The following is a 14274-nucleotide window of genomic DNA, read 5'->3' on the forward strand; positions in this document are numbered from 1 at the left end:
TCCTCCTCATTCTGAGTCACCGGCAGACTACTCGCTGATACACCCGTTCGGAGGTCGTTTTCGGCCAGGCGCGGGGCCCGGGGGGCACATCCTGTCGTCAGGACGGACGGCCGGGTGGGACCAGGCCGGACTGGTAGGCGATCGCGACCAATTGGGCGCGGTCGCGGGCGTCGAGCTTGGCCATCGCCCGGTGCACGTGGGTGCGGACGGTGAACGGGCTGACGAACATCCGCTCGGCGATCTCCTCGTTGGTGAGGCCGGTGGCGGCCATCGACATCACCTCGCGCTCGCGGGCGGTGAGGACGGAGAGCCGTTCGCTCACCGGGCCGGCGGCCGTGGTCTCGGGCTGGGCCAGGAACCGGTCGATCACGGCCCGGGTGGCGGCGGGCGAGAGCAGGGCCTCGCCGGCCGCGACGGTGCGGACGGCGGCCAGCAGCTCCTTCGGGTCGGCTCCCTTGCCGAGGAAGCCGCCGGCGCCCGCGCGCAGTGCCTGGGCCACGTACTCGTCGATCTCGAAGGTGGTGAGGATGAGCACCCGGGTGCCGGACAGCTGCTCGTCGCCGCAGATCTCGGCGGTGGCGCCGAGGCCGTCGGCGCCGGGCATCCGGATGTCCATCAGGACGATGTCGGGCTTGGTGGCGCGGGCGAGCTCCACGGCCTCGCGGCCGTCGGCGGCCTCGCCGACCACCTCCATGTCCTCCTCCGCGTCGATCAGGAGGCGGAAGGCGCCGCGCAGCAGGGCCTGGTCGTCGGCGAGCAGTACCCGGATGGTCATGGGGTGTCCTGTCCTTCGGCGTCGTGCGGACGGGCGGCGGGGCGAACGGCCCGGGCGGCACGGGCGGCGACGTGCGCTGCGGAGCCGTCTCGAACGGCGTGATCCTGCCCCTCGGCCGCCCCGGTGGCGCCCGCCGCGAGGTGCACCGGGCCGTCGTCGCGGGCGCCGGTGCGCAACGGGAGTTCGGCGGTGACCAGGAAGCCGCCGTCGGGCCGTGCATCGGCGGCGAGCCGGCCGCCCACCGCGCCGGCCCGCTCCCGCATGCCGATGAGGCCGAACCCGCTCTCGCCGGGGGCGGGCTGGGGCAACAGCGCGGCGCGGGGGCGGCCGGTCGTGCTCGGGCGGCCGTTGGCGACGCTGACGGCGACGCGGCTCTCGCTGTAGGCGAGGGTGACCTCGGCGTCGGCGCCGTGGGCGTGCTTGGCGACGTTGGTCAGCGACTCCTGGACGATGCGGAAGGCGGTGAGGTCGACGCCGGGCGACAGTGGCCGGGCCTCGCCCCGGACGGTGAGGCGGACCGGCAGCCCGGCCCGTTCGAAGGAGCCGATCAGCTCGGGCAGCCGGTCCAGGCCCGGGGTGGGTTCGAGCGGGGCCGGCTCTTCGGCGCGGCGCAGCAGGCCGACGGTGGCGCGCAGCTCCTGCAGGGCCGAGCCGGTGGCGTCGGTGATGTGGCTGAGCACCTCGCGGGCCTGGACGGGGTGACTGTCCATGAGGTGGACGGCGATGCCGGCCTGGGCGTTGGCGAGGGCGATGTGGTGGGCGACGACGTCGTGCAGGTCCCGGGCGATCCGGATCCGTTCGTCGGCGACCCGGCGGCGGGCCTCCTCCTCCCGGGTGCGTTCGGCGCGTTCGGCGCGCTCCTCGATGGCTGCGAGGTGGGCGCGGCGGTTGCGGATGGAGTCGCCGAGGGCGCCGGGCAGCAGGGCCCAGGCGAGGACGCCGAGCCGTTCGCCGATGGATCCGCCGGTCTGGACGGTCAGCGCGATCCCGGTGAGCAGGACGGCGCTGGTGATGGAGGCGCGCAGCGCGGTGGAGCGGTCGGTGCGGACGGCGAGGAAGTAGAGGGCGCAGAGCAGCGGGGCGGCGAGGGCGATGGTCAGCCGGGGGCTGGTGAGCGCGAGCAGGACGGTGCAGGCCAGGGTGGCGGCGGTGACCGCGCGCGGGTGGCGGCGGTGGTCGAAGACGGCGAGGGCGGAGACCAGCCCGAGGAGTCCGGAGACCGGTTCCAGGCTGCTGATGTGGCCGGTCTGGTCGATCGTGGCACCGACCCCGACGATCGCGATCAGGGCGGCGCCGCCGATCACGTCCAGTCGTCGGGGGTGGTTCCGGCGCATGCGCTGCCAGGTGGTGGTCATGGTGCTGGTCTCCGGGTCGCGAGTCAGGGGCCGTCGGCGCTGGAGCCTGTCCGGACAGGCCCCAGCGGCGGCGGCCCCTGACTGCAACGGTAATCGGTGGGCGGATGGACCGGGGCCCGGCAGGATCCACCGGACGGGCCCTACACGGTGACGGACTCCCGGGCCGGGGCCGCTTCGGTGGCGGGGGTCTGCAGCTTGCTGCCCTCGACGTCCACGTCCGGTATGAGGCGGTCCAGCCAGCGCGGCAGCCACCAGGCGCGGCGGCCGAGCAGGACGAGGACGGCCGGGACGATGGCCATCCGGACCACGAAGGCGTCGAAGGCGACGGCTGCGGCGAGCCCCAGGCCCATCATCTTGATCATCGGCTCGCTCATCCCGATGAAGCCCGCGAAGACGGCGATCATGATGAAGGCGGCGGCGGTGACGACCCGGGCGTTGTGTCGGAAGCCGGTGACGATGGCCTCGCCGGGCTGCTCGCCGTGGACGTAGCCCTCGCGGATCCGGGTGACCAGGAACACCTCGTAGTCCATGGCGAGGCCGAAGACCACGCCGATCATGAAGATCGGCATCATGCTCATGACCGGGCCGGTCTGCTCCACGCCGATCAGATCGGCCAGCCAGCCCCACTGGAAGACCGCGACCACCGCACCGAGCGCGGCGACCACCGAGAGCAGGAAGCCGAGCGCCGCCTTCAGCGGGACGAGCACCGAGCGGAAGACCACCATCAGCAGCAGGACGGCCAGGCCGACGACCAGGGCCAGGTAGGGCAGCAGTGCGTCGGTCAGCTTCTGCGAGACGTCGATGTTCATCGCCGTCGTGCCGCTGACCAGGACCGTCGCCCCGGTGGCCGACTTCAGGCCGGCCGCGTCGCCGCGGATGGCGTGCACGATGTCCTTGGTCTCGGCCTCGCTCGGGCCGGTCGCCGGGATCGCGCTGAGCAGGGCGGTGTCGCCCGTCTTGTTGAACATCGGCGGCGTCACCGTCACCACGCCGGGCAGGGCGGAGACCTGCCGGGAGACCGCGTCGGCCGCCGCCTTCGGGTCGGCGACGCCCTTGGCGTCCACCAGGACGGTCAACGGGCCGTTGAAGCCGGGGCCGAAGCCCTCCGAGAGCAGGTCGTAGGCGCGGCGCTGGGTGGTGGAGGTCGGCTTGGCCTCGTCGCCGGGCAGGCCGAGCCGCAGGTCGAGCGCGGGGGCCGCGAGCACGCCGAGGCCGATCACGCCGCCGAGCAGCACCGCGAGCGGGCGGCGCAGCACGAACCGGGCCCAGCGGGCGCCGCCGTTCTCCTTCGTCGCCGCCCGGGCGGCGTCGCCGCCGGCCTTGCGGACCTTGCGCGGCAGCACCTTGCGGCCCAGGAAGCCGAGCAGCGCGGGGACCAGGGTGAGCGCGACCAGCACGGCGATGACGACCGTGCCGGCGGCGGCCATGCCCATCTTGGCCAGGAGCGGGATGCCGACCACGGAGAGCCCGGCGAGCGCGATCACCACGGTGAGCCCGGCGAAGACCACCGCCGAGCCGGCGGTGCCGACGGCCCGGCCGGCCGCCTCCCGGGGCGTGCGGCCCTCGGCGAGCTCGGCCCGGTAGCGGGAGACGATGAACACCGCGTAGTCGATGCCGACCGCGAGGCCGAGCATCATGGCGAGCGTGCCGGTGGTGCCGGACAGGCCGAGCGCGCTGCCCAGCGCGGTGATCAGCGACATGCCGAGGCCGACGCCGACGACCGCCGTGAGCAGCGGCAGGCCGGCCGCGACCAGCGATCCGAAGGTGATCACCAGGACGACGGCGGACAGCGCCATCCCGATCGCCTCGCTGCTGCCGCCCGCCTCCGCCTTGGCCATCAGCGCGTTGCCGCCGATCTCGACCTTGAGCCCGGCGTCCCGGCCGTGCTGGGCGGCCTGCTCCAGGGCGGTGGTGGCGCCCGTGGACAGCTTGCCCGCCTTGACGGAGTAGCTGACCGTCGCGTACGCGGTAGTGCCGTCCTTGGAGACGGCGCCGGCCTTGAACGGGCTGACCGCGCCGGTGACCTGCTCGGCGTGGGACAGCTCGTCGACCGTCCGCTCGACCGCCTGCTGGTTGGGCCCGGCGGTGATCTTCTGGCCGGAGGGCGCGACGAACACCAGCCGGGCCGAGGCTCCGTCGGCGTGGCCGCCGGGGAAGCGCTCGTTCATCAGGTCGAAGGCCTTCTGCGCTTCCGTGCCGGGCATCGCGAAGCCGTCGTCGGGTGCGGCGGGCGCCTTGGCCGCCAGGACTCCGCCGACGGCGAGCACGGCGACCCAGAGCAAGGTCACCAGCCGGCGCCGGACGAAGGCCCATCGGCCCAGGCGGTAAAGGAACGTGGCCACGGGGGAGCGGACTCCTTCGGATGCGGTGCTCGGAACAGGGCGCGCCGCGGCGGTCCTGGCGTCCTGGTGGACGCCGTGCGCCCCCGAGGACGCGGTCCGCCGCAGCGTTACCAATCCTTGATCGCCGACCCCTGCTCCGTCGTCGTCCCTGCGCAGGCCGTTTGCGTACTGCGGACGCAGTACGGGCGTCCCCCGCGCGCAGGAGCGCACGCCCCACGTCGGGAGTAGCCCTCCTACCTGCGGCGGAAGCAGCCGGGTCACCCGTGCGGGCGGCGACGACGGGCCGGGCCCCGGCTGGGCGAAGTAGCGTGATGTGCCTGACCCGTCCGCATTTCCTGCGGTTCGGGATGATCCGACCCGATCGGTGCTGCCGACCGCAGCCCGCCGCCGGAGGTGCCCCATGGGCGTTCCAGCCGCCCGCATCGTGTTCGACGAGAGCGACCGCGCGGCCGTCGCCGAGGCGGTGACCGAGATGCTCACCACCGGCGCCCTCACCCTCGGCCCGTGGACCGAGCGCTTCGAGCAGGCCTTCGCCGCCGAGCACGGCGCCTCGCACGCCGTCGCGGTGAGCAGCGGCACGGCGGCGCTGGAGGTGATCCTGCGCACCGTCGACGTCCGGGGCCGCGACGTGGTCGTGCCCGCCGTCACCTTCTACGCGACGGCCGGTGCGGTGGTCCATGCAGGCGGGCGCCCGGTCTTCGCCGACGTCGACCCGGCCACCCTCGCGCTCTCCCCCGAGACCCTGGCGGCGGCGCTCACCCCGGACACCGCCGCCGTCGTCCTGGTGCACATCGGCGGACTGGTCACCCCGCAGGCGGAGGCCCTGCGCGCGCTCTGCGACCGGCGCGGCATCCCGCTGATCGAGGACGCCGCGCACGCCCACGGCAGCAGCCTCGACGGTCGCGCCGCCGGGACCTTCGGCCTGGCCGGGGCCTTCTCCTTCTACCCGACCAAGGTCACCACCAGCGGCGAGGGCGGCATGATCCTCACCGAGTCGCCGGAGCTGCGCGACGAGGCCCGGATCTACCGCGACCAGGGCAAGGGCTCCTTCACCACCAACCACCACGTCCTGCTCGGCTACTCCTGGCGGATGAGCGAGCTGCACGCGGCCGTCGGCGCGGTGCACCTGCGCCGGCTCAAGGAGTTCATCGAGACCCGCCGGGCCGTCGCCCGCCGCTACGACGACGCGCTGGCCGGGCTCGACGGCCTGGACCCGGTGCTCGAACCGCCCGGCTGCCGCGGCAACTACTACAAGTACGTGGCGCTGCTGCCGCCCGGGACGGACCGCGCCGCGTTCAAGCGCGCGGTGGCCGAGGAGTACGGCGTGCGGCTGTCCGGCGAGGTGTACGACCTGCCGCTGCACCTGCAGCCGGTGTTCGCCCCGTACCGGCGCGGCCCGCTGCCGGTGGCCGAGGACGTGTGCGCCCGCCAGATCTGCCTTCCGGTGCACTCCGACATGACGGAGGACGAGACGGAGCAGGTCGTCACGGCCGTCACGGCGGTGCACCGGCGCCTGGCCGGATAGCCGGGACAGCAGCAGGAAACGACAACGCGGACCCGCCGGAAGAGAGCGAAGGGAGCAAGAACGTGCGGATAGCCGTCACCGGGGGGTGCGGATTCATCGGCTCACACGTCGTGGACCACCTGATCGCGGCCGGCCACGAGGTCCTCGCGGTGGACACCACCGACAAGTACCTCAACCCCGACGCCGAGCACGCGCGGATCGACGTCCTCGACCTGAAGGCCCTCACCTCGGCGCTGGCCGGCAGCGAAGTGGTCTACCACCTCGCCGCGATGGCCGACGTCGAGCAGGTCTCCGCCGACCCGGTCCGGGCCGTGCGCACCAACATCGACGGCACCGAGGCCGTCCTGGAGGCCGCCCGGCGCAGCGGCCTGAGCCGGACCGTCCTGGCGAGCACCGTCTGGGTCTACGGCGCCGCCCTCGCCGGCGAACAACTCGGCGGCGAGGAACAGGAGTTGGACGAGCACGTGCCGATCGAGCTGGAGCACAGCGGCCACCTCTACGTGGCCACCAAGCTCGCCGCCGAGATGCTGGTGCACAGCTACCGAGAGCTGTACGGGCAGCACTTCACCATCCTGCGCTACGGCATCCCGTACGGGCCCCGGATGCGCGACGAACTGGTCGTCGCCCGGTTCGTCCAGGCCGCGCTGGCCGGGCGGCCGATCACCATCGCCGGAGACGGCCGGCAGAGCCGCAACTTCGTCTACGTCGAGGACCTCGCCGACGCCCACGTCCGGGCCCTCTCCCCCTCCGCCGAGGACCAGACCTTCGCCCTGGAGGGCTCGACGGCCGTCTCGGTGCGCGACATCGCCGACACCGTCGACGGGCTGCTCGGGCCCGTCACCATCGAGCACATCGACGGCCGGAAGGCCGACTACACGGGACGGCGGATCTCCTCCGCCCAGGCCAAACGGCTGCTCGGCTGGTCCCCGCGGACCAACTTCGAAGAGGGCGTGCGGCGGTACGCGGACTGGTACCGGGCCGCCACCGCCGCCACCACCTGACCGGGGCCGCCCGATGCCGCACGCCCTGCTGGTCTCCGGCTCGCTCGGCCAGGGCCACGACGTCATGGCCCAGGCCTGCGCCGACACCCTGCGGGAGCTCGGCTGGACCACCAGCACCGTCGACGCGATGGCCCTGCTCGGCGAGCGCTCCGGCCCGGCCGGGGAGGCGGTCTTCCGCCGGCTGCTCGACCTGCCCGGGGTGTACGACGCCTTCCACTTCTCGGCGCTGCGCCCGGGCGCGAGGATCGCCCTGCTCGCCGACGCCGCGGCGCGCGCCCGGCTGGTCCCCGCGCTGCGCAGGCTGGTCGAGGCGCAGCGGCCGCAGCTGGTGGTCTCGGTGTTCGCCACCGCGACCTCGGCGGTCAACCACGTCCAGGAGTGGGGGCAGGGGCGGGAGTTCCGGCACTTCGTGTTCTGCACGGACGTCACCCCGCACCGGCTCTGGGTGCAGGAGGGCACGGACCTGTTCCTGGTCACCTCTGAGGTCGCGGCCTGCGCGGTGCGGCGCTACCGGCCCGACGCCGACATCGCCGTCGTGCCCGCGCCGCTGCGCCGACCGTTCTACCGGCCGCCGGGGCGGGCCGTGGCGCGCGACGAACTGGCCGTACCGCCCGACGCCCCCTGCGTGCTGCTGATGTCGGGCTCCTGGGGGCTCGGGCCGCTCGCCCGCACCGCCGCCTCGCTCGCCGCCGCCGGGCCGCACGTGCTTGCCGTGGCCGGGCGCAACCGGGAGCTGGAGCGCCGCCTGCGCGCCGCCGCGATCCGCCGGCCCAGGCTGCACCCCTTCGGCTACACCGACCGGATCCCCACCCTGATGGCCGCCGCCGACCTGGTCGTCACCAGCTCCGGCGACACCTGCAGCGAGGCCCGGGCGCTCGGCCGACGGCTGCTGCTCCTCGACGTCGTCCAGGGCCACGGGCGCGACAACCTCCAGCACGAGCTCGAACTGGGCCACGCCGACGTCTCCACCGCCCGCCCGGCCGAGGTCGTCCGCAACGCCCTCGCGGCGCTGAAGCGCCCCTCCCCCGCCCCCTCGCCCGGCGCCACGCCGGAGGGCTGGCGGACCGGGTTCGGTGCGGCGCTACGGCGGGTGGGGCTGAGCTAGGGCCTGTCCGGCGGATCTTGTCGGATCAGCGCGCGGCTCCCCCAGCCTTCGGCCGGGAGGTACCCCCACTTCGCGCCCGTCTGGGCGTGCGCCCGAATCGCCCTCGTACTGGGTGTACTTGGACGATTCGGGCGTGCGTCCAGGCGGGATGATCCGGCGTCGTGCGCCCGGCAAGATCCGCCGGACAGGCCCTAGGGCAGGCCCTGACGACCGCCGCGAATTCCCGCTCACGCCTTACCTGTTCTATACGGGTCCTTTACACTCGGCGACGCCCTGCGGCGACGCGCTCGCCGAGGGCTCCCAACCTCCCTAAGGAAGCCGCACTTGACGCACGATCCGTTCCGGTCGTCCGCAGCACGGGCCTTTCCGTCCCGGACGCCCGCCAACCGTCTGATTCGCGCCGCCGCCCTGCTGTTCGTGCCACCGATCGCCGCGATCTGGCTCTGGCGCTCCCGCCGCCTGCACGTCGCCGCCAAGGTGGTGCTGACCGTCTTCTGCGTCCTCAGCACCTTCTACTGGATCGGCATCATGGCCGGGTCGCCGGAGAAGGCCCGACCGGCCGCGGCACCCGCCCCCACCCACGCCCCGGCTCCCGCCCCTTCGCCGACGGCATCGGCCACAACAGCGGCCACGGCAACGCCGGCCGAGACCCGGCACCCGAGCGTCATGCCCGACATCACCGGACGCACGGCCGTCGAGGCACGAGCCCTGCTGGTCGCGGCGGGAGTTGCGGCCGACCGGATCCACGAGGCGAGCCGCTACCTGGACCTCCCGCTCCCCGCTGAGCACGGCAGCTGGCTGGCCTGCGCGAGCGAACTGCCGCAGGGCAGCCCGCTCGCCCCGGGAGCGGAGACGACCCTGCGCCTGGTGCAGCCCGGAGCCTCCTGCCCGGCCGACCATCAGCAGGCGCTCTACGCGGACCAGCGGAACAACCCGACCACCCCCGCCAACCCGACCACCCCGGCTGCCCCGGCTGCCCCGGCTGCCCCGAGCCAGCCGGGCGGCTCCGGTGGCAGCGCCAGCTCGGGCGGGGCCTCCGGGGGGACTTCCGGCACTTCCACCGGCGGCACCTCGGGCAGCGCGTCCGGAGGCGGCGGCGGCAGCACCGGTGGCGGCAGCGCGTACTACAAGAACTGCAGCGAAGTGAAGGCGGCGGGCAAGGCCCCCCTGCACCGGGGCGACCCGGGGTACCGGCCCGAGCTGGACCGCGACAACGACGGTGTCGCCTGCGAACGTTGATCCTCCCGACGGACGGGGACGCCCCGCTCCACCTCTGCTGGTGGAGCGGGGCGTCCCGTGTATTCGGGCAGGTCCCGGTCGGTCGGCTGCCGGACGGGCTCCGGTCAGGGCGGGACCGCGTGGTCGCGGAGGGGGCCGAGGGTGAGGTGGTGGGTGCGGCAGTGGGCGGCGATCAGGGGCAGGGCGGCGAGGGTGGCGCGCCAGGAGTCGGGGGCCGAGGTGCAGTCGGAGTCGTGGAGGAGCAGGGTGGCGCCGGCGGTGAGGCCGGGGCGGGCGGTCGCGTAGACGGAGGCGCCGGTGGCCTCCGCCGTCCAGTCCCGGCCCCAGGCGGTCCACAGCACGCTGCGCAGGCCCAGGCGGCGGGCGGCCAGGGCCGGGCCGGCGGTCAGGACCCCGTACGGCGGGCGGTACCAGCGCGGGCGGGCGCCGCACAGCTCGGTGACCGCCTCGGTGGCGCGGCGCAGCTCGCGCAGGTCGCGGCCGGGGGCCGGGTACCACTGCGACCGGTGGTACCAGCCGTGGACGGCGACCTCGTGGCCGCGCCGGACCAGTTCACGGCCGAGCGCGGGGGCGCGTTCCAGCATCGAGCCGAGCAGGAAGAAGGTGGCGCGGGCGCCGAGTTCGTCCAGCGCGTCCAGGACGTACGGGGTGCTGCGCGGGTCGGGGCCGTCGTCGAAGGTCAGGGCGACGTGGCCCGGCGTGGTGCCGCGCCCGGCGGTCCGGCGGGCCAGGGTGCGGCGCAGCGGCGGGAGGCGGACGGCGGCCGGGGCGAGGTGCAGGAACTCCAGGGCGGCCGCGGCGGCGAGGGAACCGGCGAGGAGGGGCGTGGTGGCGCGGCCCATGCCGTGCTCAGCCGAAGCGCGAGGCCATCCGGCGGAACACGCCGGGCGCGACGCCGTGGATGCGGGCCGGGAAGCCGAGCCAGTGCGGCACGTAGAGGCGGTCGCGTTCGGTGGTGATGCTCGCGACCACGGTGTCCGCGACCCGCTCCGCCGAGACCGGGCGCGGCCGCTCGCGCTGGTACGGCGTGCCGCGGCGGTCGAAGAACGGGGTGTCCACCGCCCCCGGGAGCACCAGGCGCACCCCCACACCGGTGCCGCGCAGCTCGTACCAGAGGCTCTCCGCGAACATCGTCAGCCCGCCCTTGGTCGCCGCGTAGCCCGACTCCTCGCGCACGCCGACCTGGCCGGCCATCGAACCGATCAGCACGATCCGGCCGTGCCGGCGCTCCAGCATGCCGGGCAGCAGGAGGCGGACCAGCCGCAGCGGGGCGGCGAGGTTGACCTCGACCATCCGGTCCAGGGTGTCGCAGGGGGTCTCCGCGAACGGGCCGCGCCAGCCGAGGCCGGCGCTCGCGACCAGGGCGTCCACCCGGCCCGCCTCGGCCAGTGCGGCCTCGGCCAGGCGGCGCGGGCCGTCCGGCTTGCTCAGGTCCTCCGGCAGGGCGAGGCCTCCGGTGCGGTCGGCGGCCGCGTCGAGCCGGGCCCGGTCGGTGCCGGAGAGCAGGGTGCGCCAGCCGGCCTCGGCCAGGCGGGTGGCGGTGGCGAGACCGATGCCGGAGGAGGCGCCGGTGACCAGGGCGACGGGGCGCTCGACCGGCTCCGGCCGCCCGGATCGGGGGTGGGGATCCGATCGGGGTTCCTCCCGGGGTTCCTCCGCCATCGCGCACCTGCCGCTCTGAGGCCGACTCGCCGTCCGTTTTGTCCGGCAAGTCACCATCGCACGGCGGAACCGTCCGGGCTACCGGGGCGGGACGGCAGGCTCCGCCTCGGAGTCCGGGTGGGGGGACGACGGCTCCGCCGACTCGCCCTCCAGTTCGCCGAACCGCGAGAGCAGGAAGGTGCCGCCCACCGCCACCGCGAAGCCCGTCAGCGCGCACCACTCGAACCCGGGGCGCGCGGCGTCGCCGAGCGCCGCCACCCCGACCAGGGCCGGGCCGAAGGTCTCGGCGACCGTCCCGGCGGCGGTCGCGGCCGTCACCGTGCCGCGCTGCAGGGCCAGCGCATAGGCGAGGTAGCCGCCGAGGCCGCCGACCGCCAGGGCATAGGCGGCAGGGTCGGCGAGGATCGCCGGCAGGCTGGCGGCGTCCAGGACGCGCACGGCGAGACTGGTCACCCCGAAACCGACCCCGGCCAGCAGGCCCAGCCCGGCGGCAGCCACCGTGCCGTCCCGGCGCACCAGGACGAGGGTGGCGAGCAGCATGACGGCGGTGGTGGCCAGCAGCGACCAGTGGAACGCGGCCGGGGCGACGTTCCGGCCCTCCGTGCCGGAGCCCAGCGCGAGCAGGGTCAGGCCGACCACCACGGCGAGGATGCCCGCGATGTCCACCCGGTGCAGGCGCGCGCCCAGCAGCCAGACGGCGGCCAGGGCGGTGACGGCCAGACTGGCGTTGGTGACGGCCTGCACGAGGAAGAGTGGGAGGGTGCGCAGGGCGACGATGCTCAGCACGAAACCGAGGATGTCCACCAGCGTGCCGAGCACGAACTGCCAGGACCGTGCCAGGGCGGCCAGCAGCCCCGCCCGCACCCGGTCCGCGCGTGGGGCCGACCGCGCCCCGCGCGCCTGGAACACCGCCCCGAAGCCGAAGCAGACGGTCGCGACCAGTGCGGTGGTGAGTCCCAGCAGCATGCGTCTCCCCGCTTTACGGGACAGCATCGGTCCACCACCAGTCTCAGCCCGGGGTGGCGGGGGCGCACGGGTGGGGAGGCTGAGGGCGCGGGGGCGGAGGGGAGTGAGGGGGCGGAGGGGGGTGAGGGCCCGGGGTGGCGGGGGCGCACGGGTGGGGAGGACGGGCGTGTGGGAGCGGTCCGGGGGACGGCGGTGAGGCCGGGCCCGTGTCGCCGGGGGCGGCGACGGCCTGTGGGCCGTCGCCGTCCCTACGCCTGCGGACCGGCTCTAGCCGAGTACGGAGGCGAGCAGCGCCGCGGTCTCGGCGACGAGGGGCTCGTCCTTCGGTGCGGCCTCGTCGGGCTTGGTGGTCAGGACGGCGAGGACGACGGGCGCGCCGGACGGGGTCCAGGCGATGCCGACGTCGTTGGCCGTGCCGTACTGACCGGAGCCGGTCTTGTCCGCGAGGGCCCAGTCCTGCGGGAGGCCTTCGCGGAAGCGGTGGATGCTGGTGGTGTTGCCCCGCAGCCAGGTGGTGAGCTGGTCGCGCTTGGCGGGCGGGAGGGCGTGGCCGAGCGTGAGGCGGCGGTACGTGCGGGCGATGGCCTGCGGGCTGGTGGTGTCGGTGGTCCGGTCCGGTTCTGCCGTGTTGAGTTCGGGCTCCCAGCGGTCCAGACGGGTGACGTGGTCGCCGATCGAGCGGCAGAAATCGGTGACGGCCGTCGGTCCGCCCAGTTCGCGGAGCAGCAGGTTGCCCGCGGTGTTGTCGCTGTGGTCGATGGCCGCCTTGCAGAGTTCGGCGACGGTCATGCCGTTCGCCAGGTTCCTGGCCTCGCCGGTGACGGGGGCGCCGCCGGACCGCTTGATGTCGGCCTCGGTGTAGTGGATTCGCTTGGCGAGGAACTTGCCGTCGCGGTCGAGGTCGCGCAGGACGGCGGCGACGGCGACGGTCTTGAAGACCGAGCAGATCGGGAAGAGTTCGCCCGCGCGGTAGCGGACCGTGCGCCCGGTGGACAGGTTCCTGGCGAAGACGCCGAGGCGCGCGCCGTGTTGCTGTTCCAGGGCGGAGAGTCGGCGGTGGGTGTCGGGGCCAGTCGCCGCGTGTGCCGATCCGCCGGTCGCGGCCGTGACGGCGACGGCCGCTCCGAGGCCGAGGCCCAGGACGGCGCGGCGGCTGTGACGGGTTGCCGAAGGTCGAGTGTGCATGGTCCCCCTCTGAACGGATGTCGCGGCACGAGCCGCTTCCTGAGTCACAGGACGCAACAGGCGTACCGCTGGTTCGTCAACCATGCGAATCAGCGGGGTGATGGGCAAGGCGACTCAGGGCCGGATGGCCACCGCCGCGTACGCCGCGGCCTCTGCGGCCGCGACGGGGGGCTCGTCCGTCGAGGGGCGCCAGTGCGGGGTCGGGACGACGCCGGGGGCGAGAAGAGTCCAGCCGTCGAAGAAGCGGGTGAACTCGGGCAGGGTGCGGGCCTGGGCGGCGGTGCCGGCGGCCTCGTAGATGCGGACCAGGTCGGCGATGTCCCCGGGCGCGAAGTCGGGGGTGACGTGGCTCATCACCAGCGCGCTGCCCGGGGCGAGGACGGACTTGAGGTGGTCGACGAGCTCGTACGCGCCGTGGGCGTCGGGGACGAAGTGGAGCAGCGCGTTGAGCGAGAGCGCGACGGGGCGGCCGAGGTCGATGGTGTCGCGCAGTCCGGGGGCGTCGAGGACGCTCGCGGGGTCGGTGGCGTCGGCCTCGACGTAGGCGGTGCGGCCCTCGGTGGTGCCGGTGAGCAGGGCCTGGGCGTGCGAGAGCACGATCGGGTCGTTGTCGGCGTAGACGACGCGGGCGTGCGGCCGGATGCTCTGGGCGATCTCGTGGAGGTTGGGCGAGGTGGGGATGCCGGTGCCGATGTCGAGGAACTGGTCGAAGCCGGCCTCGGCGAGGGCGCGGGTGGAGCGGTGCATGAAGGAGCGGTTGACGCGGGCGGCGGCGCGCAGCCAGGGGGCGACGGAGAGGGCGTGTCCGGCGGCCTCGCGGTCGGCGGCGAAGTTGGTGAAGCCGCCGAGGTAGTAGTCGTACATCCGGGCCGAGTGCGGCACGTTCAGCCGCAGGTCCACCCCGTCGTAGAGGCCCATGGCGTCTTCCCCTCGGCTTGTCGCTCGCACTGGTCGCTCGCGCCCGGTCGATTGCTGCCCACGGTTGCTGCCCAGGGTTCGCGGGGGTCAATCGTGGCCTGATCGGTTCAAACAGCCGCCTCAAACAGTCACCAGATCCCATGAGATGACAATCGGTATTCACTGTGCAGCCTGGAGTGACAGGCCTGCTGGAATGAGGAT

The 14274-nt window shown here is 74.4% G+C and carries 12 protein-coding genes; 4 read left to right on the forward strand and 8 right to left on the reverse strand.

Annotated features, from left to right (window positions below):
• Positions 1–97: 97 nt before the first annotated feature.
• The 3 genes from BX285_RS35800 to BX285_RS35810 all read right to left on the reverse strand — a co-directional run bounded on the left by BX285_RS35800 (position 98) and on the right by BX285_RS35810 (position 4472).
• Positions 98–775 (reverse strand): response regulator transcription factor, encoded by a 678-nt coding sequence (locus BX285_RS35800; protein ID WP_097234643.1) that lies wholly within the window; start codon positions 773–775, stop codon positions 98–100.
• Positions 772–2130 carry a sensor histidine kinase gene (locus BX285_RS35805; RefSeq protein ID WP_259471006.1) on the reverse strand — a complete coding sequence of 453 codons (1359 nt, stop codon included), beginning with the start codon at positions 2128–2130 and terminating at the stop codon, positions 772–774. The genes BX285_RS35800 and BX285_RS35805 overlap by 4 nt, the downstream gene beginning before the upstream one ends.
• Before the next feature lie 140 nt (positions 2131–2270).
• Entirely contained in the window at positions 2271–4472 is a 2202-nt protein-coding gene (locus BX285_RS35810; protein WP_121179670.1) for an MMPL family transporter, read from the reverse strand.
• Between the two features lie 400 nt (positions 4473–4872).
• Between BX285_RS35810 and BX285_RS35815 the strand changes: the two genes are divergently transcribed.
• The 4 genes from BX285_RS35815 to BX285_RS39030 all read left to right on the forward strand — a co-directional run bounded on the left by BX285_RS35815 (position 4873) and on the right by BX285_RS39030 (position 9342).
• Positions 4873–5997: a DegT/DnrJ/EryC1/StrS aminotransferase family protein gene (locus BX285_RS35815; RefSeq protein WP_097234646.1), complete on the forward strand. Its 1125-nt coding sequence runs from the start codon at positions 4873–4875 to the stop codon at positions 5995–5997.
• A gap of 62 nt (positions 5998–6059) precedes the next feature.
• Positions 6060–6998: an NAD(P)-dependent oxidoreductase gene (locus BX285_RS35820; protein WP_097234647.1), complete on the forward strand. Its 939-nt coding sequence runs from the start codon at positions 6060–6062 to the stop codon at positions 6996–6998.
• A 13-nt stretch (positions 6999–7011) separates the two neighbouring features.
• The gene (locus BX285_RS35825) at positions 7012–8103 is read left to right on the forward strand and encodes a glycosyl hydrolase (protein WP_121179671.1); all 1092 of its coding nucleotides are present in this window, start codon (positions 7012–7014) and stop codon (positions 8101–8103) included.
• 324 nt (positions 8104–8427) lie between these two features.
• A complete protein-coding gene (locus BX285_RS39030; protein ID WP_259471009.1) occupies positions 8428–9342 on the forward strand; it encodes an excalibur calcium-binding domain-containing protein in 915 nt (304 codons plus the stop codon).
• A 104-nt stretch (positions 9343–9446) separates the two neighbouring features.
• On the opposite strand, the gene BX285_RS35835 is transcribed toward BX285_RS39030, so the two are convergent.
• From BX285_RS35835 to BX285_RS35855, 5 genes are all read right to left on the reverse strand, one after another.
• Positions 9447–10184: a polysaccharide deacetylase family protein gene (locus tag BX285_RS35835; protein ID WP_121179672.1), complete on the reverse strand. Its 738-nt coding sequence runs from the start codon at positions 10182–10184 to the stop codon at positions 9447–9449.
• Between the two features lie 7 nt (positions 10185–10191).
• A complete protein-coding gene (locus tag BX285_RS35840; protein WP_097234650.1) occupies positions 10192–11004 on the reverse strand; it encodes an SDR family oxidoreductase in 813 nt (270 codons plus the stop codon).
• Between the two features lie 78 nt (positions 11005–11082).
• A complete protein-coding gene (locus BX285_RS35845) occupies positions 11083–11970 on the reverse strand; it encodes a hypothetical protein (protein ID WP_121179673.1) in 888 nt (295 codons plus the stop codon).
• 267 nt (positions 11971–12237) lie between these two features.
• On the reverse strand, positions 12238–13155 hold the full coding sequence (gene bla, locus BX285_RS35850) for a class A beta-lactamase (RefSeq protein WP_121179674.1): 918 nt from the start codon (positions 13153–13155) through the stop codon (positions 12238–12240).
• Positions 13156–13269: 114 nt separating this feature from the next.
• Positions 13270–14073, reverse strand: a complete 804-nt coding sequence (locus BX285_RS35855) for an SAM-dependent methyltransferase (protein WP_121179675.1) — start codon at positions 14071–14073, stop codon at positions 13270–13272.
• Between the last annotated feature and the right edge of the window lie 201 nt (positions 14074–14274).

Source organism: Streptomyces sp. 1114.5, from assembly GCF_003635085.1.
Lineage (GTDB): Bacteria > Actinomycetota > Actinomycetes > Streptomycetales > Streptomycetaceae > Kitasatospora.